This window comes from Bacillus cereus group sp. BfR-BA-01381 (assembly GCF_022663555.1).
In the GTDB taxonomy this organism is placed as follows: Bacteria; Bacillota; Bacilli; order Bacillales; family Bacillaceae_G; genus Bacillus_A; species Bacillus_A pacificus.
In genome coordinates this window covers 1-19734 of the sequence record NZ_JAKUFR010000087.1, presented here as the reverse complement: position 1 = coordinate 19734, position 19734 = coordinate 1, and the positions used below count along the sequence as shown (strand labels likewise).

The following is a 19734-nucleotide window of genomic DNA, read 5'->3' as shown; positions in this document are numbered from 1 at the left end:
AACAAGGTGTTACAGAAGAGCAAATGCGCGTTAAAATCATTGAGCGTGAGAAACAAATTGAATTAGAAGAAAAAGAGATTGCGCGTCGTGAAAAGCAATACGATGCAGAAGTAAAGAAAAAAGCAGATGCAGATCGCTATGCTGTTGAGCAATCAGCGGAAGCAGAAAAAGTAAAACAAATTAAAAAGGCAGATGCGGATCAATATAAGATTGAAGCTGAAGCGAGAGCACGTGCGGAAGAAGTACGTGTGGAAGGTTTAGCGAAGGCAGAAATTGAAAAAGCACAAGGTCAAGCTAAAGCGGAAGTACAAAAAGCACAAGGTACGGCAGAAGCCGATGTTATTAGGTTAAAAGGTTTAGCAGAAGCCGAAGCGAAGCAAAAAATTGCAGAGGCATTTGAGTTATATGGCCAAGCGGCAATTATGGATATGGTACTTAAAATGCTTCCAAGTTATGCGAAGGAAGTTGCTAGTCCACTTAGCAACATTGATAAAATTACAGTTGTCGATACAGGCGGCGGTGGTAAAAATAGCGGCGCCGGAAAAGTTGCAGGTTATGCGACTGATTTAATGGCAACGATGCAAGAAACATTAAAAGCTTCTTCTGGCATTGATTTAAAAGAGTTATTAGAAGGATTTGCTGGAAAAGGAGCGGTTCAACAATTATCAAATGATAAACCTGTTGTATCTGTAGTAGAAGGTGAAAAAAAGGAAGTAGAAAAAGATAAAGAATAGTAAAGTGGATGGAACCTCTAGTAAGTGAGATACTAGAGGTTCTTCTGTGAATGATAATATTTCGAATAATGTACATTTTTATATATTGTTTTAATTATTTAATTTATATAGAATGAAAAAGGTATGTATTAATTCTTTAATAGAAAAAGAGATAAAGAGTTGATACTTTTTAATCGTATAATTTATATAAAGAAATTAAATGTAAGGTAATTACATTTAAAACGGTATGGAGGGGTAGAAATATGTTTCAAAGGAAATTAAGGAGAAGTAGTTTAAAAGCAAAGTTACTAGTATCATTTGTTATTATTTTAGTTCTTCCAAGTATTGTAATTGGTTGGACGTCTTATCAGCAAGCGAAGACAAACTTTAATGAAACAATTTTACAATCAGCGGAAGATAACGTAAAGATTTTAAATAATGTTATTAACAAAGAGATAGACAGTAAAAAGGTAGACGCAGTATATTTTACAAAGTTATTTAACGGAGTAAGTTACGGGACTGATCAGCTCCAAAATGTGCAAAATAAATTAGAAGAATATAATAAATTACATCCAGAAATAGAAGCAATTTATACGGGATCTAGTACGGGACAATTTATTCAATCACCGTCTATTCAAATGCCAGATGGATACAATCCTACCGAAAGAGATTGGTATAAAGAAGCAGCGAAAAAAAGCGGAGAAGTGGTTATCACAGCCCCATATAAGTCAAGTACAACAGGGAATATTGTTATTACAATAGCAAAACAAAATGAGGATAAGAGCGGTGTTCTCGGTATTGATTTAATTATTAATGACATTGTAAATACTTCAAAAATGGTCAATATCGGCAAAAAAGGATATGTAGCAATCTTCGACCAATCTAAACATGTAATAGCACATCCGACGATAAAACCAGGTGACAAAATAGAAGAAAAACTTGAGAAGGAATTGTACAAACAGGAAACAGGTGAATTTAAATTCAAACTCGATGGTGATGATCGCAATATTACCTTTATAACAAATAAGCAGACTGGATGGAAAATAGCAGGAATTATGCCTTCAAAAGAAATTATTGAAGCAGCTAATCCTATTTTCTATAAAACGCTAACTGTTATTGGTATTTCATTAATAATCGGCGGTGTTTTAATTTACTTCATAATTGCTTCTATTATTAACCCGTTAAAACAACTTGTTATATCATCGAAAAAGATTAGTGAAGGCGATTTAACAGAAACAATTACAGTTCATTCTAAAGATGAAATTGGACAGTTAGGAGAAAGTTTTAACGAGATGGCGACATCATTACATCAGGTTATTTCCAATATAAATACTTCAGCAAGTCATGTAGCGGCATCTTCAGAAGAATTAACAGCTAGTATGAAGCAGACAAGTGAAGCAACGGAACAAATTACACAAGCAATAGAGCAAGTGTCGAGCGGGGCTGAAATACAAACGAAAGAAGTTGAAGAAGGCGCAACATTATTAGAGGAAGTTACAGAAGGAATTCAGCGTGTTGCAGATAGTTCTTCATTAGTATCCACAGCATCTATGTATACGAAGAAAAAGGCTGAAGATGGTGGAAAGTTAGTTGAAAAAACTGTGAATCAAATGCAATTAATCCATGAGTCTGTTTCACAATCAGATAAAGTTATTGTTTTGTTAGATGATAAATCAAAACAAATTGGAGCAATTCTTGAGGTGATTCAACATATTGCAGAGCAGACAAATTTATTAGCGTTAAATGCGGCAATTGAGGCTGCAAGAGCTGGAGAGCAAGGAAGAGGATTTGCAATTGTAGCAGATGAAGTACGAAAATTAGCTGAGCAATCAGGACAGTCTTCTACGGAAATTGGAAAACTAGTGAAAGAGATCCAATTTGATATAAAAGAAACGGTAAGTTCTATGAAGCAAGTTGGGACAGAAGTACAATCAGGGCTTGTAGTTGCAAATGAAACGAAGCAAAGCTTTGCTGAAATATTGAAATCTACGGATGATACAGTTGTACAAATTGATAACATGGTAGATGTAGCGAAGCAAATGACGGTAGATGCAAGACAAGTAAGTGCATCTATTAATGAAATTGCAGCTACGATTGAAGAAAATGCAGCAAGCGTTCAAAATATTGCTGGTTCATCTGAAGAACAATTAGCTTCAGTAGATGAAATAAATGCAGCAGCAGTCCATTTATCACAAATGGCAGAAGAGTTACAAGAGATGATTGGTAAGTTTAAAGTGTAATAACGAATGTTAAGAAACGAGGTAATAATTTTACTTCGTTTCTTTTTTTATGAAGAGAAAAAGAAAGAAATATAGAGTAACCATGTTATGATTAAGTATAATTAAAGAGACTGTATATTCTTTAAATTCTATCTTTAATCATGTTAGGGGAATGGTTTTGAAATTAAAAAAATTAAAACTACAACCGAGAATTACATTAACTATTAGTACACTAATTTTAGTTGTACTTCTGTTAACGAGTTATTTATTTTATTACATATTATCTGAAACGGTAGAAGAACAAATTGGGAAACGGGCTTTGCATGTTGCGAAAACAGTTGCTGCTATACCAGAAATAAAGGAAGCTTTTCAAAAAGAAAATCCAGCTTCTATCATTCAGCCGATTGCAGAAAAAATTCGAATTGATACAGATGCTGATTTTATTGTAGTTGGAAATAAAGAGGGGATTCGATATGCACACCCTAAGCGAGATAAAATAGGAGAAGCAATGGTTGGTGGAGATAACGAAGGGGTTCTATTAGAAGGGAAATCTTATGTTTCGAGAGCAACTGGATCATTAGGCCCTTCATTACGCGGAAAAGTTCCAATCCGTAATCAGGAAAATGAAATTATTGGCGTGGTGTCTGTTGGATTTTCAATGGACGATATTCATGGTGCAGTAGAAGTGTATGGAAAGCGTGTATTTTGGATTACAATAGCAGGTCTTTTAATTGGGATAATTGGTTCTATATATTTAGCAGGCAGTATAAAAAGAATGATGTTTGGCATGGAGCCAGAAGAAATTTCATCTTTATATGAAGAGCATAGTACAGTGATTCAATCTGTACGTGAAGGGATTATTGTTATTGATCAAAATGGGATGATTAGATTAGTCAATCAAGCAGCTTATGACATTCTTTCATTAGATGAACAACGAAATATTATTGGAGAATTTATTTTAGATGTAATTCCTAATTCAACGATACTAGATGTACTTCAAACTGGGGAAGAACAATTTGATCGCCAATTAAATATAAAAGGGCAGGCTGTTATTGCGAACCGTCTACCTATTAAAGTAAAGAATAAAGTAACTGGTGTTGTATCGAGCTTACGTTTGAAATCTGAAATGGATCAGTTAACAGCAGAATTATCTCAGACGAAGCAATATACAGAGGCATTACGAGCGCAAACGCATGAATATAATAACTTATTGTATACGCTCTCAGGACTTATCCAGTTAGAATCATATGAAGATGCTTTAGAGCTTATTCATAAGGAAACGGCGGTCTATCAAGATTTTGTTCAATTTATTATGAAGCGAATTCAAAATCCGTGGTTAGGTGGGATTTTAATTGGATTCTATAATAGAGCAAGAGAGTTGAAGATTGATTTTATGCTAGATAGAGAGAGTAGTTTAGACAAATTAAGCCCGCACATTGAGAGTAATTATGTCGTTTCTATTTTAGGAAATTTAATTACGAATGCATTTGAAGCGATTGAAAGAAATGAAGAACATAATAAGAAAGTAAGAATGTTTGTAACTGATATCGGAGAAGAAATAGTAATTGAAGTGGAAGACTCAGGACAAGGGATTCATGATGAGGTCATTACTAGCATATTCTATAAAGGCTTCTCGACGAAAGAAGGCGAGAAGCGAGGGTATGGATTAGCAAAAGTGAAAGAGTTAGTAGAAGATTTAAATGGAAGTATCGCAATCGAAAAAGGGGATTTAGGTGGTGCATTGTTTATTATTGCATTACCGAAAGAGAGAGGCGAATTGTAATGGGTGAGGAGATTGAAGTATTGATTGTAGAAGATGATATTCGAATTGCGGACATTCATCGTCGTTTTACTGAAAAAATTGAGGGGTTTAAAGTCATTGGAACAGCAACGACTGGAGAACAAGCGAAAGAATGGCTAGATCTCGTGAAGCCACAGCTCGTTTTATTAGACGTGTACCTACCTGATATGCAAGGAACGGAACTTGTCACATATATTAGACATAATTTACATGATACAGATATTATTATGATTACAGCTGCATCGGAAACAGATGTAGTGAGGCACGCCCTGCGAGGCGGAGTAACAGATTATATCGTAAAACCACTTATGTTTGATCGATTTAAGACAAGTTTGGAAAATTATCAAAAAAAGCTTGTACAGCTAAAGAAAAATAATCAGTTATCTATAGAACAAATTGAACATTTATGGTCTCAAAGAGGCGTAAAGGGAAATGAAATAGAATATGCCCCGAAAGGGATAGATCCCTTAACTTTAGCAAAAATAAAAAAACATATGTTAACAGTGAATGAAGAAGGTATTACTGCGGAAGTGCTAAGCTCAATGGTCGGAGTAAGCAGGTCAACAGCGAGGCGTTATTTAGAATATTTAATATCAGGAAAGAAAGTTCATGCGGAGCTTATATATGGGAGTGTAGGGAGACCAGAAAGAAGATATTTTCTTGTTTCTTCATAATAAAAAACAGTAGCGGATAATATGTCCGCTACTGTTTTTTATTTTATATTGGAATAATCCCAATTAAAATTCCAGTAATCAACATGACCATTGTCGTTCCAACTGCCCACAATAAAGTAAAACGTTGATGTTCACCAAAATCAACTTTTGCCATCCCAACTAATAAATAAGTGGATGCGACAAGAGGGCTTAATAAGTGAACAGGTTGCCCGAGTAAGGAAGCGCGTCCCATTTCAGCTGCACTAATTCCGTAAGTGGCAGCAGCTTTCGTTAAAATAGGTAGTACACCGAAATAAAATGCATCATTGGACATGAAAAATGTGAATGGCATGCTAAGAAGGGCTGTAATAATTGGTAGTTGTGGTCCAAGAGCGTCTGGTATAAGAGTTACTACACTTTTAGCCATTGCATCTACCATTTTTGTTCCTGATAAAATCCCGGTGAAAATCCCAGCGGCAAATACGAGAGAAACAACCGCTAATACGTTTCCTGCGTGAGAAGCAATACGCTCTTTCTGTTGCTCTAAGTTCGGATAGTTAATCATAACAGCAATAGCGAAAGCGATTGTAAATAAAACAGGTAACGGCATAATTTCTAGTATGAGACAGACAAGTAAGGTAGCAGTTAATAAAAAGTTAATCCATAGAAGTTTAGGGCGCTTATGAACAGCAGCTTCTACTGTTGCAGCTTGCTCATCCATCGTTTGCATTTGTTTTAAATATTGTACATCCATAATTCCTAAACGCTTTCTTTCTTTTTTCCCAAGATAGTAAGCAACGAAAACTACCCAAAGTGCACCAGCAATCATTCCTGGTATAAGTGGTGTAAAGAGCTCTGATGCGTCTAGTCCGAGTGCACTCATAACACGAGCTGTTGGTCCACCCCACGGTGTAAGATTTGTCACTCCTGCACCTAACATAACAACTCCAGCTAATATAAGTGGATTCATTCCAAGGCGTTTATATAGTGGATACATTGCGGAAACAGTAATCATATACGTTGTCGTTCCATCCCCATCTAATGAAACGATAATAGTAAGAATTGCTGTGCCAACAACAATTTTTAAAGGATCTCCTTTCACAAATTTCAAAATCCTACTAATGACAGGATCGAATAAACCGCTATCAATCATAATTCCAAAATATAAAATGGCAAACATAAGCATAATACCAGTAGGTGCTAGTTTTTGAATTCCTTCTAACATCATAGGTCCCATGTTTGCATAAAAGCCTCCAATTAATGCGAACGTAATTGGAATTAATATTAATGCTACTAGTGCTGACATACGTTTCGTCATAATTAAAAACATAAAGACAAATACCATCGCAAATCCAAGTAGTGCTAACATGTAATCTCCCCCTCAAAATGATTACGCTTTCAAAATAAAATAAAAATTCAGAAAAAGTTTTTTTTGTTTATCATAAAAGTATCTATTTGAATGGTAAATAATTTGAAAAATAACATCATTAGAAGCATAATTTTTATTTTGTTCATTTTGTTCACGGGAGTTAATTTGAATTTTTAAAAAGTGAGCTGCTCTCCATAAGAATGGTAGAATAAGATGAAAATATTGAAGTGTGAAATAGGGAGTAGATTTTATATGAAAACAAGAATGGAAGAGATTTGTAGTTCTTATGAAGGAAAAGTAGAAGAGATTTTTGTTAATGAATCTTCTTACGTATATGAGTGGGAAAAATTAATGATGATCCGAAAAAATAACGGTGAACTTGAAAAGGTTGCAGTCGGCATCAGTGGAAATATAAGATTAGTAAATGTAGTTGTTGGGCAGCAAATTTATACAGGTACATTATTAGTTAGGTTGGAAGATGATTTATTAATTACAGGTTGTGAATGATGAGAGGTGTGTAGAGAGGACTACACATCTTTTTTGTTCCATATATTACAAAAGACACATCGTTTTTTCACAAATCGCACACAAGTTTTTGATATGCTCCTTGTAGAAGATACGGTTAGGGAGGAAATATAATGAGAACAAAGTATGTGATGCTTGCTATATGCTTATTCTTTGTCTTTACAATTGTAGGATGTGGTAAGAAACAAGCAGAGGCTGTGGCAATTGATGAGAAACATGATAAGTGTGATATTTGCCAAATTGGGGTAATGGATAATCAATTTGCAACAGAAATCATTTTAGAAAATGGAAAAGCATTAAAGTTTGATGATATCGGTTGTATGTATAAATGGATGGAGATTAATCCAGGTGAAAAGACGAAAGAAAAATTTGTTCGAGATTATGATTCGAAAGATTGGGTTTCGTTAGAAGACGCTACTTATGTATATGATAAAACAATTACAACACCAATGGCTTATAATGTCATTTCATTTAAAAATAAAAAAGATGCAGAGAGCTTTGTATCTAACTATAAGGGGAAAATTCTTTCGTATAAAGAGCTAGCAGAGCATAAATGGGAAATGAATAAAGAAATGATGGGGAACCCGAAAAAGGGAAATCACGGTGCGCATCATTAATACTAGAAAAAGACAACTATATAGTTGTCTTTTTCTAGTATTATTCAGGTGCAAATATAGAAAAGGTGTAAAATTTTTAGAAGAACGGTTACAATGGAATATAGTAACCTAAAGCAATCATTTATCCCGCTTTAATGGGCAGTAAGACCCCCACCTCAAAATGCAGCGAAAGCAAAGAAGTTAGGTGGGGGGCGGGCTGCCCATAAAAGCCCGATTGGTTCAACTAATAATCAGTGTGGGATGAAGAAAACCCCCACTGATTAAAGTTTCACTTTATGTACTTTTTAGAAATGTATACAAATGCGGTAAAATCGTGCTAAACTAATTGCTTCGTTAATATAAGTTTAGATAATCCGATTAAAGAAGGAATATAAAGGGCTTATGGATAAATGTACTCAAGAAGAGTTATTGTATGTGATGGAGGAATGGTTAAGAAAACATTATCTTTCATAGGAGCTGTAGTTGTGAGAAAACAAAAAATTTTATTATGTATGTTATTAGGACTTTTAATGACGGTAGTGGCTTGCGATAAGCAAGAAGAGCCAGAATCGAAACCGGTTCATGTGAAAAACGAAAAGAAAAAAGAAAAGCATAAAGAACAGGAAGAATCTAAAGAAGAAAAAAGTATAAATTTAATGGACAAACAGTTGCTACTTTCTGCAACTCTTGGAGACACAGAAACAGCTATGAAGTTGATCCAAGATGGAGCGAATATAAATGTAGAAGGTGACAACGGAGAAACACCTGTCCTTGCAGCAACGTACCAAAATCATGTAGAGACAGTGAAAGCATTAATTGGTGCAGGTGCTAATATTGAAATTAAAGATGAGAAACAAAGCAATCCACTTCTTTATGCAAGTAGAGAAGGCTATACGGATATTGTAAAAGTATTAATTAATGCAGGAGTTAATACGAAAGAAACGACTAAGTCAGGTGGAACAGCACTTATTTCTGCATCTGAGCGTGGCCATGTAGAGGTCGTAAAAGAATTGTTAGAGCATACAGATATTGATGTGAATTATAAAAATGCTCGTGGTGGAACAGCTTTAGTAGAAGCTATTGTATTAGGAAATGGTAGTGAAAATCACAAGAAAGTAATTCAAATGCTTATTGACCACGGGGCAGATGTAAATATGGCCAATAAGGAAAATATTACGCCACTGCAATATGCTGAAAAAAGAGGTTTTAAAGATATTGCAAATATGTTGAGGGCAGCTGGAGCGAATGAAGTAGTACAGCCACAACAACCAGTAGAATAAAAAACGAAAAATAATCCCATTTAGATAGACAGAATGAAGAAATCAGTTAGCATGATGGATTCAGTAATGTGTATGTAAATGGGATTTTTATTTTGAGCATGAAAAATAGATTGTAAATGGTATATGAAGTAACTAAGGAGGATATAAATGAGGCTCTCAGAACTTGATTTAATAGCAATTCAAGTAGAGGTTTTATTTGTTCATAATCAAGTAGGGAAAATGAAATATGTAAATGAACAAGGAAATCCGAAAGCACCACGCTTTTTTCTTGGCAGAACTCGTGAAGGGAGTATAACGAGATATCATTGTGATCTGGATGATGAAACGGTAGGTAACATTGAGAAATTAATTCGAGAACCTTCAAATCATATAGAGATAGCACAGATTATCCATGTATTAAATGAAGAAAGAACAGTAAAAAATATTTGGATGGGCCCTGCTTTCATGTTCTCTAATAATTTACATAAGCCAACTAGAACAATTCAGATAACAGAGAAGAATAAAGAGCTTTTGCGAGGAAATTTTCCTAATCTAATAGAACAGATGGAGTGGAGGCAACCTTACTTTGCAATTGTAAAAAATGAAAAGGTAGTTTCTATATGTTGCAGTGCTAGGAGTACACCTGTAGCTGCTGAGGCGAGTGTGGAAACTTTAGCGGAGTTTCAAGGGAATGGATATGGTACTGATGTTGTTACAGCCTGGGCGATATCAATACAAGAAGAAAACCGCATTCCACTTTATAGTACTTCTTGGGATAACTTTGCTTCACAAGCAGTTGCAAAAAAACTAAACCTAATTAATTATGGAATGAATTTGCATATCACTTAAATTTTAAAAATAGTTGTTTGCGGTTGGGATTCATCCATATATTTAGATTATTGTTAAAAATATGGTGAATATTAACATTCGATTAACACCTAATTAACAATTTATCAAAACTGACTTAATAAATACGTAATATAGTAAAGGTAACAAAATAACTAGGGTAGAGAACATTTGAGAACACCCGCTTACATATAACGTGCCACTTTCTTAGGTGTGCTCTATTCCCTAGAGTTCAAATAAGGAGAAAGGTGTTCTATGTAAGTAGGTGTTTTTAGTTTGGATAAAAACAGAAAAGTTAGGTGGAATGAATGTTTAAAGAACCTTATATTGCGATGATAAAGGATTGGAAAGGATACAACACATACAAAAAATTACCGAAAACAGTTTTTCTTATGACGGGTTCAATGCTGGAATTACCAGAGCGTGTATATGAATTACAGAAACATGGACATGATGTCTTTCTTCATTGTGATTTTATACAAGGTTTAAATACGAATACAGAGGAAGCACTTTTGTATATTCAAGACGTTATCGGAGCACAAGGCATTATTTCAACAAAAGGATCGACAATTCGAAATGCCAATAAAATTGGATTAAAAACGATCCAGCGTATTTTTATTGTCGATACTTTATCTCTTACAAAATCAATTGAAAATTGTAAAACGACTAAACCGAATGCAGTAGAGATTATGCCTGGTATTATGCCTTCCATTATTAAGCAGTTAGCAGAGGAAATAGAATTTCCTATCATTGCAGGCGGATTGATTCAAACGCGAGAAGATGCAGAAGTTGCCATTCGTGCAGGAGCGAGTGCGATTTCGACGAGTCACTATGAAGTATGGATACAAGAAGAAAAAAGGAGTGCAATCTTGTGATTGAATTGAAAAATGTTTCAAAGGTATATAAAAATGCAGAAGAGACAGCGGTTAAGGGTGTATCGGTTCACATTAAGAAGGGCGAGTTTTTTGTTTTAGTTGGGCCTTCAGGATGTGGGAAAAGCACATTATTACGAATGATCGCTGGCCTAGAAGAAATTTCTTCGGGGGATTTAATTATTAATGAACGTGTTGCAAATGATTTAGAGCCGAAAGATCGTAATCTATCAATGGTATTTCAAAATTACGCACTATACCCACACTTATCTGTAGAAGAAAATATTTTATTTGGACTTAAGGTAAGGAAAGTACAAAAAGAAGAGCGGCAAAAGAGATTAATGGAAGCTATTGAAATGGTAGGGCTGAAAGAGTATGTGAAAATGAAACCAGGTCAATTATCAGGTGGACAAAGACAGCGTGTTGCGCTTGCTAGAGCAATCGTGAGCCAAGCACCGATTTGTTTAATGGATGAACCACTTTCGAATTTAGACGCGAAATTACGTGCGCAAATGAGAATTGAAATTAGAGAAATTCAGCAGCGTTTAGGAATTACAATGATTTACGTTACTCATGATCAAATAGAGGCGATGACTATGGGGGACCGTATCATGGTTTTAAATAAAGGAAGTATACAGCAAGTTGGAACACCGCTTGACATCTATAACGAACCAGCAAATGAATTTGTTGCAAGTTTTATAGGGTCTCCTTCGATGAATATAAATGATGGAGAAGTAGACAAAGAAAAAGGTGTATTACATATAGGGCAATTGCAAATTCCGTTATCTATTGGACAGTTAAAGCAATTACCAGAAGGAGTAATTCGCATAGGCATGCGTCCTGAACATATTGCCTTGTCTGAGGAAGGACAAGAAGTTACGCTACAATCTGTAGAAGTATTAGGCAACGAATCTATATTAAACTTCGCAATAAATGGAACAACTTGGAGTGCAAAAGTCATTGGACAGCTACTCCTGAACAAAGGTGACAAAGTAAAATTATTATTCTCACAAGATAAGTTATGCTTCTTTCATCAAAATACGAATGAACGATTAAAAGTGGTAGCTGAAGAAGAGTTGAAAGTGGTGGCGAAATAATGATTGAAGTAGGCAAGTTACCAGCCCAAGCAAAGGTGGCAAAAAAGAAGAATTTATGGAGTAGAACGAAAGATTTAAGAATAGGATTATTATTTTTAGCGCCATCTATTTTATTGTTCTCGATTTTTCTTTTTTATCCATTATTTAGGACGATTTACTATAGCTTTTATTTAACAGATATACACGGAGAAGCTAATCTTTTCGTTGGCTTAGAAAATTATCAATACTTATTTTCTGATCCTGCTTTCTACAAAAGCATAAAGTCAACTTTATTATTTGTTGTATATACAGTGCCTACGAGTATTATACTCGCTTTATTTCTTGCATTGATTGCAAATGGAAAAGTAAGAGGTATTGGGGTATTCCGTGTGTTATTTTCTTCCACTATGGGAATATCAGTAGCTGCTAGTGCGGTGATTTGGCTATTTTTATTTCATCCAAGTGTCGGATTATTTAATAATATATTAGCCTCTATGAATCTACCTGCAATCGCATGGTTAACGAGTCCAGATTGGGCATTGTTCGCTGTATCAGTTACAACGGTTTGGGTGAATACAGGATTTGCATTTTTAGTTATATTAGGTGGTTTACAAAACATTGATACGTCTTTATATGAAAGTGCATCTATAGATGGTGCTAGCTATTTATATAAGCTTCGTCGTGTTACATTACCGATGCTATCACCAACTTTATTCTTTATCGTGACAGTAACGTTAATTAGTGCGTTCCAAAGTTTCGGACAAATTGATATTTTAACGCATGGTGGACCAAATGATGCAACGAATTTAATTGTATATTCGATTTATAAAGAGGCATTTGTGAATCATCAATTTGGAACAGCAAGTGCACAAGCGATGGTATTATTTATTTTCATTTTCATTGCTACATTACTTCAATTCAAGTTTGCTGAGAGAAAGGTGCATTATAAATGATCGTTAAACAGTGGAAACAAAATTTCCTATTATACATGCTGCTCATTATTAGTGCAGTAATGGTGTTTTTTCCTGTACTCTATGCATTTTTAATAAGCTTTATGACACCAGACGATATTCAAATGAGAAGGTTATTTCCGACTCAATTTACTTTTGATAATTTTATTAATATTTTTCAAAAAGTACCGCTTTTTACATACTTATATAACAGTTTAGTTGTATCGACAGTTGTTATGATTGGACAACTTATCGTATCAAGCTTAGCAGCGTATGCTTTCGTCTTTCTTCAGTTTAAAGGAAGAAATCTTATTTTCTTCCTGTTTATTTCAACGATGCTTATTCCGTGGGAAGCGACGATGGTACCTAACTTTTTAACGATTCAAAACTTTGGTTGGATCAATAGCTTCGCTGGAATGACAGTGCCGTTTTTTGCAACAGCTTTCGGTATTTTCTTACTACGTCAACACTTTATGACGCTTCCGAATGAACTGAAAGAAGCTGCTTTTATTGAAGGGATTGGAAATGTAAAGTTTTTATTTAGCGTTGTAATTCCGTATTGTAAAACGAGTTTTATTACGCTTGGAGTATATAGTTTTTTAACAACATGGAATATGTATTTATGGCCACTTTTAGTGACCACTGATGAAAAGGTAAGAACAGTCCAAATTGGTGTGAAGCAGCTTCAGTCTCAAGAAGTTGCAACTGATTGGGGAAGCGTAATGGCCGGTGTTACGGTTATCGTAATTCCGACATTGATTCTACTATTTTTAGGGCAAAAGCAATTACAACAAGGATTAACAAAAGGTGCAATTAAATAACTAAGAGAAGGTGAGATTAAAATGAGTCTAGTTAAAAAAGGTGCTGCTCTATTAATGATAGCAACAATGGCATTATCTAGTGCAGCTTGTTCAAATAGTAAAACAGAAGGAAAACCTGAAGCACAGGCAAAAGTAGCACCAGTTGAAAAAAATGGTGATAAAACTGTAATTCGTTTTTGGCATGCGATGGGTGGAAAAACACAAGGCGTGCTAGATGGGCTTGTTGCAGACTATAATAAGTCGCAAAATAAATACGAGATAAAGGCGGAGTTCCAAGGGACATATGAAGAGTCTTTAACGAAATTTAGAACGATGTCTGCAACGAAAGAAGCGCCAGCTCTTGTTCAATCGAGTGAAATTACAACGAAATATATGATTGATAGCAAAAAAATCACACCAATTGATAGCTGGATAAAAAAAGATAAGTACGATACTTCAAAATTGGAAAAAGCAATTACAAATTATTATTCAGTTGATGGAAAAATGTATTCTATGCCATTTAATTCATCTACACCAGTATTAATTTATAATAAAGATGCTTTCGCAAAGGCGGGCTTAGATCCAGAGAAAGCTCCAAAAACATATGCGGAATTACAAGAAGCAGCGAAAAAGTTAACGATTAAAGAAGGCGGAAATGTAAAACAATATGGATTCTCCATGCTTAACTACGGTTGGTTCTTTGAAGAATTGTTAGCGACACAAGGCGCTTTATATGTAGATAATGAAAATGGTCGTAAAGAAGCTGCAAAGAAAGCTGTATTTAACGGTAAAGAAGGACAGAAAGTATTTGGGATGCTAGATGAGTTAAATAAAGCTGGTGCACTAGGAAAATATGGAGCAAGTTGGGATGATATTCGTGCGGCGTTCCAGTCTGGACAAGTTGCTATGTATTTAGATTCTTCAGCAGGTGTTCGTGATTTAATTGATGCATCTAAGTTTAATGTAGGCGTTTCATATATTCCATACCCAGAAGATTCAAAACAAAATGGTGTTATTATTGGTGGAGCATCATTATGGATGACGAATATGGTTTCAGAAGAAACACAACAAGGTGCTTGGGACTTTATGAAATATTTAACGAAGCCAGACATACAAGCAAAATGGCATACTGCAACAGGCTACTTCTCTATTAATCCAGATGCATATAATGAACCATTAGTAAAAGAGCAATATGAAAAATATCCACAGTTAAAAGTAACAGTAGATCAATTGCAAGCGACGAAACAATCTCCAGCAACACAAGGTGCTTTAATTAGTGTATTCCCAGAATCACGAGATGCAGTTGTAAAAGCATTAGAAGCAATGTATGACGGAAAGAATAGTAAAGAAGCGTTAGATGAAGCTGCAAAAGCTACAGATAGAGCAATTAGTATTTCAGCTCGTACGAGTCAAAAATAAGAGAAAGCCGTATCCGAAAAAGGATACGGCTTTTTTTAGGAGATAAGGGATCAAAAAAATGAAGAAGTCTTATCTCTTTTATATGAGTAAAGGGTCTAGAATGAATCTTGTCCTTTTCATTATTTGTTTAACTCCATTGCAACTTGTTTGCCATTTACGAAAACCTCTGCCACGGCTACCATAACTTCCATCACTTTTTTCATATCTCATCTCTCCTTGTTTTTTGTTTCATTTCTTACTTTTAGTATAAGGAAATATAGCAATCGCAACTATCGAATTGGATGACAAGAGACTTACATTGTTGTAAGGATAATCGTTGTATCTGTAATAAATACGGTTTTAAATTACAATTCTGAAGTTTCTGTCGTTTTGAACTATAATTAGAAAGAGGGGTGATAATATGAAAAGAATTCTTGTTATTAGTGATATTCATGGAGAAATAGAAAAGTTCGAACAGTTACTGGAAGAAGCTCAATACGATGCAAAACAGGATCAATTAATTTTACTGGGAGATTATGTGGATCGTGGTCCAAATGCGCGTGCAGTAATTGAAAAAGTAAAAGAGTTAAAAGAAGATGGAGCCTTCGTTCTAAAGGGCAATCATGAAGATATGATGATTAAGGCGTTAACGACTGATGAGGAACGTTCATGGAACCATTGGGTAAAAAGGAATGGTGGAGACAAGACGTTATACAGCTATGGATTTGTAGAAGAAGATATTGTGGTTAATGAGGAGAATTTCCAAAAAAAGATTTTACAATCTCGTGTATTAGATGAACATGTAAAGTTTATTCAGGAATTAGATCATTACATTGAAACAGAAAAGTATATATTTGTACATGCTGGTGTTGAGCCATTGAAACGAGTTTCTGAATGTGAACCATATACGTTAATGTGGATTCGTAATGAGTTTCATAGTGGGTATAGTGGTGAAAAGGTTGTTGTATTTGGTCATACGGAAACAAAAACGCTTCACGGTAGTGAGAATTGTGGCGTATATTTTGGGAGCAATCGTATTATAGGAATTGATGGCGGTGCTGTATATGGCGGCCAGCTAAATTGTTTAGAATTGCCGAGCAAAAGGGTATATGTAGTAAAAAATTGAAAGAGATAAGGGAAATCTTATTTCTTTCAATTTTTTATTAAGGTAAATTTAAGGAAGAGTCTTTATAATTAATCTTTAAAATTCTGTATCAAGAAAAAGTGTAGAAAGAACGAATTAAAAATGAAGTTACAAAATATGATTATATTCTTTTGTTAGGAAAAGCAGGAATGTGATTATAAATAGAATCGAATGATATGGTGGAAGGTGAGAATATGCGCTTACTCGTAGTAGAAGATAATGCTTCTTTATTAGAATCTATTGTCCAAATATTACACGACGAATTTGAAGTAGATACAGCATTGAATGGAGAAGATGGATTATTTCTAGCATTACAAAATATATATGACGCTATTTTACTTGATGTGATGATGCCAGAAATGGACGGTTTTGAAGTAATTCAAAAAATACGTGATGAAAAGATTGAAACACCAGTCCTGTTTTTAACAGCGAGAGATTCTTTAGAAGATCGCGTAAAAGGGTTGGATTTTGGTGGAGATGACTATATCGTTAAGCCATTTCAAGCTCCAGAGTTAAAAGCGAGAATTCGTGCTTTATTAAGGCGAAGCGGTAGTTTAACAACAAAGCAGACTATTCGCTATAAAGGGATTGAACTGTTTGGAAAAGATAAAGATGTTCAAGTAGATGGACAAAGTATGAAGTTAACATTAAAACAATATGAGCTTCTAGAGTACCTCGTTCAAAATAGCGGAAAGATTTTAATGCGTGAACAAATTTTTGATCGTGTTTGGGGATTTGATTCAGATACGACAGTGGCAATTGTAGAAGTGTATGTACATCATTTACGTAAAAAATTAGAGCCATTCGGTTATCAGAAAGATATTCAAACCGTTCGAGGTATTGGATATATATTAAAAGAACAATGAAAAAGGGAAGTATGTTTCAGAAGACGCGTATTCGATTGACTATATTGAATTCATTAGTATTTATCATTTTGATAGGCGTATTAGGTAGTATCATTTATTCTTACACATATAAGCGTATTTATAGTGGAGTAAATGAATCGATAGAAAAAGCCGTTCAACATAGAAAGAATGCAGATGATAAAAAACTACCTAAAAAAATTAGGGGATATCCTCCAATTGGGGATCCAAGGATAATGGAGTTAACTTGGATGGGAAACACGGTGGAGATAGATATTGAAAACGGCAAACGTCGTTTTATCTTTGAAGACAATTTGGAAAAGTTTTCTCCAAAGAAATTAGGAACTTTGCAAGATATAGAAGTACAAGGGCAATATTTTAGAATATTTGCATTTCAGAAAGATGCAAAAATAGTTCAAATTGCAAGGGATATAACAGCTGAAAAAGAAATGTTACATACTTTATTTTTAATTCTTGTGATAGGTTGTAGCGTAGGAAGTTTATGTGCAATAGGAATTGGCTTTTTCTTAGCTGGCAGGGCACTTGTACCCATTCAAAATTCATGGGAAAAACAGCAGCAATTCGTTTCTGATGCATCACATGAACTAAGGACACCCCTTGCAGTTATTCAATCAAAAACAGATGTTTTATTCCAGTCACCATCCGCTACGATAGAAGAAAAAGCGATGGATATTTCTACAATTTCAAAAGAATGTAGGCGGTTATCAAAACTCGTTAGTAATTTATTATTGCTAGCACGTTCTGATTCTAATCAAATTGAGATGGATAAGAAAACATTTGAACTCGATAAATTGTTAGAAGAAATAGTAGCTCCATATAAGGAGATTGCTTCTTATCAAGAAAAAGAAATGATATTAAAAGTAGAACGTGGCGTATCTTTTATGGGTGATAGAGAGCGGATTCATCAAATGATGGTCATATTGTTAGATAATGCGATGAAGTATACGAATGAAGGTGGTCATATTCAAATCGATTGTACGCAAATGAACAGTTCAATTCGTATACGAGTGAAAGATGATGGGATAGGAGTGAAAGATGAGGATATCCCAAAACTATTTAATCGTTTTTATCAAGGGGATAAAGCGAGAAGTGCGTCAGAAGGAGCGGGATTAGGCCTTTCAATCGCGAACTGGATTGTAGAAAAGCATTATGGGAAAATATTAGTAGAGAGCAGATGGGGAGAGGGTACTTGTTTTGAAGTGATTCTTCCGAAAAACCAAAGAATATAAGTGAGAAGACGATCTTGTTTTTACAAGGTCGTCTTTTTTTAAGGGAAAGTTAAGAAACTATTTTTAACATGTATTATATACGGAAAGTTCGCCCTATAAAGAAGCGATTATAAAAAGGTATTTGAGTAGATTACATCGATCATAATATAGTATTAAAATTTTATGGGAATGATGGAAAAGAAAGTGTAAGAGGGAGGAATTAATTTTGAAAAAGAAAATGATGATGGTATTCACTATTGGAGTAATGAGTTTAAGTATATTAGGGGGTGCCTCTCCTTCTGAAACATCAAAAGGAAAGACAGATTACAAGCAGCGCAGCAAAGAACAATTAAACAATGGAAAGATACATGCTGTGCATACAGAAGAAAAGGCGGAGAATTTAGGGATTGAAACGGCAGGGAAAGAACAAATTACGCTAGAAAAAGAAATCCATGAGACGGAAGTAGGAAGAGAAGCAGAACAGTTAGGAATTTCGATTGAAGGAAAAGATGTTGGAACTCTTTCAGAAGAAATCTATGAAACAAAAGTGAAGCAAGAAGCGTTAAAACTAGGCATATCAATAGAAAATACATCAATTGTAAATTTGATTACTCAAATTAATACGATTAAAATTAGCGATGAGGCGGATAAATTAGGTATTTCAACAAATGGAAAAGAAATAGAGGAAATTGCGGAAGAAATCTATGGAACGAAAGTAAGAGAGGAAGCAGGGAAGTTAGGGATTTCACAAAAAGGAAAAGAGATAGAAGAGTTAGCACAAGAAGTGTACGAACAAAAAGTGCAAGAAGAGGCAAAAAAATATCATATTGATTTGTATGGGAAAGATATATATCAAGTATTAAGTGAAATTAATGAACAAAAGGTGTTACAAATGGCAGATGAACTTAATATGGATAAAACGAATATGAACACTCAAGAACTAGCAGAAAAAATAAAAAAAGATCAGCCTGAAAAAGGAAAAGAACTAAATTTTGTACCGGTAATTCGCACGGATGCGGACGCGTTTTATTCGTATTTAACGAACTAAGAAGGGTAACTAACTGTTACGATTTATTTAACCAATTATAACGAAAGTTAATTAAATATATCAGTAAGCCCTGCTAGTCAAGTGATTGGCTAGTAGTGAGGGTTAACTGCGGGCAATCCCTAAAGCTGATTGAACTACAACGTGGCTAGAAATGGCGAGCGTGAATGTTGCGAAAGCAGAAAAAATCAATTAGATGGTGCAAGGTTAAATCCTAAACACTAGAACAATGGGTCTTCCGCCTCGAATCATCTAAGTCAAAAGGGATAAGATGAACGTTCAACGACTATCTCGTATAACTGACGAGAGTACACCACAAGCCTATGGTGGTGGAAAAATCCTCTATCTCTAAAGAGATAAACATATAGTCTGCGCT

General features: G+C 34.7%; 18 protein-coding genes and 1 pseudogene. 18 read left to right on the top strand and 1 reads right to left on the bottom strand.

The annotated features are described in order from the left end of the window. The 5 genes and pseudogenes from MR079_RS22920 to MR079_RS22905 form a co-directional block, all read left to right on the top strand. Window positions 1-734: flotillin domain-containing protein (locus MR079_RS22920; RefSeq protein ID WP_277933151.1), on the top strand; the 734-nt coding region annotated here is incomplete at its 5' end. Window positions 735-976: 242 nt separating this feature from the next. Beyond that, window positions 977-2014: pseudogene (locus MR079_RS29475) on the top strand (HAMP domain-containing protein); the annotation flags it as partial. Next, complete coding sequence (locus MR079_RS29470) at window positions 2006-2953, top strand: methyl-accepting chemotaxis protein (RefSeq protein WP_396022966.1); 948 nt, start codon at window positions 2006-2008, stop codon at window positions 2951-2953. The pseudogene MR079_RS29475 and the gene MR079_RS29470, both read left to right, overlap by 9 nt. A gap of 151 nt (window positions 2954-3104) precedes the next feature. Next, entirely contained in the window at window positions 3105-4715 is a 1611-nt protein-coding gene (locus tag MR079_RS22910; RefSeq protein ID WP_011039983.1) for an ATP-binding protein, read from the top strand. Further along, a complete protein-coding gene (locus MR079_RS22905; RefSeq protein WP_074565763.1) occupies window positions 4715-5407 on the top strand; it encodes a response regulator in 693 nt (230 codons plus the stop codon). Before MR079_RS22910 ends, MR079_RS22905 begins: the two co-directional genes overlap by 1 nt. 43 nt (window positions 5408-5450) lie before the next feature. Here MR079_RS22905 and MR079_RS22900 read toward each other — a convergent pair whose 3' ends face one another. Continuing rightward, on the bottom strand, window positions 5451-6755 hold the full coding sequence (locus MR079_RS22900) for a CitMHS family transporter (protein WP_139869353.1): 1305 nt from the start codon (window positions 6753-6755) through the stop codon (window positions 5451-5453). A 252-nt stretch (window positions 6756-7007) separates the two neighbouring features. Between MR079_RS22900 and MR079_RS22895 the strand changes: the two genes are divergently transcribed. The 13 genes from MR079_RS22895 (at window position 7008) to MR079_RS22835 (ending at window position 19361) form a co-directional block, all read left to right on the top strand. Next, the gene (locus MR079_RS22895) at window positions 7008-7262 is read left to right on the top strand and encodes a hypothetical protein (RefSeq protein WP_070805170.1); all 255 of its coding nucleotides are present in this window, start codon (window positions 7008-7010) and stop codon (window positions 7260-7262) included. Between the two features lie 131 nt (window positions 7263-7393). After that, the gene (locus tag MR079_RS22890; protein ID WP_001259402.1) at window positions 7394-7897 is read left to right on the top strand and encodes a nitrous oxide reductase accessory protein NosL; all 504 of its coding nucleotides are present in this window, start codon (window positions 7394-7396) and stop codon (window positions 7895-7897) included. 389 nt (window positions 7898-8286) lie between these two features. Next, a complete protein-coding gene (locus tag MR079_RS22885) occupies window positions 8287-9156 on the top strand; it encodes an ankyrin repeat domain-containing protein (protein ID WP_000287347.1) in 870 nt (289 codons plus the stop codon). A 147-nt stretch (window positions 9157-9303) separates the two neighbouring features. Continuing rightward, window positions 9304-9984: a GNAT family N-acetyltransferase gene (locus MR079_RS22880; RefSeq protein WP_242294692.1), complete on the top strand. Its 681-nt coding sequence runs from the start codon at window positions 9304-9306 to the stop codon at window positions 9982-9984. A gap of 305 nt (window positions 9985-10289) precedes the next feature. After that, window positions 10290-10856, top strand: a complete 567-nt coding sequence (locus MR079_RS22875; RefSeq protein WP_000472010.1) for a glycerol-3-phosphate responsive antiterminator — start codon at window positions 10290-10292, stop codon at window positions 10854-10856. After that, window positions 10853-11950: an ABC transporter ATP-binding protein gene (locus MR079_RS22870; protein ID WP_139869355.1), complete on the top strand. Its 1098-nt coding sequence runs from the start codon at window positions 10853-10855 to the stop codon at window positions 11948-11950. Before MR079_RS22875 ends, MR079_RS22870 begins: the two co-directional genes overlap by 4 nt. Further along, window positions 11950-12882: a carbohydrate ABC transporter permease gene (locus MR079_RS22865; RefSeq protein WP_242294691.1), complete on the top strand. Its 933-nt coding sequence runs from the start codon at window positions 11950-11952 to the stop codon at window positions 12880-12882. The genes MR079_RS22870 and MR079_RS22865 overlap by 1 nt, the downstream gene beginning before the upstream one ends. Continuing rightward, on the top strand, window positions 12879-13700 hold the full coding sequence (locus MR079_RS22860) for a carbohydrate ABC transporter permease (RefSeq protein WP_000635951.1): 822 nt from the start codon (window positions 12879-12881) through the stop codon (window positions 13698-13700). The genes MR079_RS22865 and MR079_RS22860 overlap by 4 nt, the downstream gene beginning before the upstream one ends. A 21-nt stretch (window positions 13701-13721) precedes the next feature. Beyond that, window positions 13722-15098, top strand: coding sequence for an ABC transporter substrate-binding protein (locus tag MR079_RS22855; RefSeq protein ID WP_242294690.1), 1377 nt, complete (start codon window positions 13722-13724; stop codon window positions 15096-15098). A gap of 400 nt (window positions 15099-15498) precedes the next feature. Continuing rightward, the gene (locus tag MR079_RS22850; protein ID WP_000821960.1) at window positions 15499-16203 is read left to right on the top strand and encodes a metallophosphoesterase family protein; all 705 of its coding nucleotides are present in this window, start codon (window positions 15499-15501) and stop codon (window positions 16201-16203) included. Between the two features lie 212 nt (window positions 16204-16415). Then, complete coding sequence (locus MR079_RS22845) at window positions 16416-17087, top strand: response regulator transcription factor (RefSeq protein ID WP_138322501.1); 672 nt, start codon at window positions 16416-16418, stop codon at window positions 17085-17087. Further along, a complete protein-coding gene (locus MR079_RS22840; protein ID WP_011039988.1) occupies window positions 17084-18334 on the top strand; it encodes a sensor histidine kinase in 1251 nt (416 codons plus the stop codon). Before MR079_RS22845 ends, MR079_RS22840 begins: the two co-directional genes overlap by 4 nt. A gap of 205 nt (window positions 18335-18539) precedes the next feature. Further along, the gene (locus tag MR079_RS22835; protein ID WP_062821063.1) at window positions 18540-19361 is read left to right on the top strand and encodes a hypothetical protein; all 822 of its coding nucleotides are present in this window, start codon (window positions 18540-18542) and stop codon (window positions 19359-19361) included. The last annotated feature ends 373 nt before the right edge of the window (window positions 19362-19734 follow it).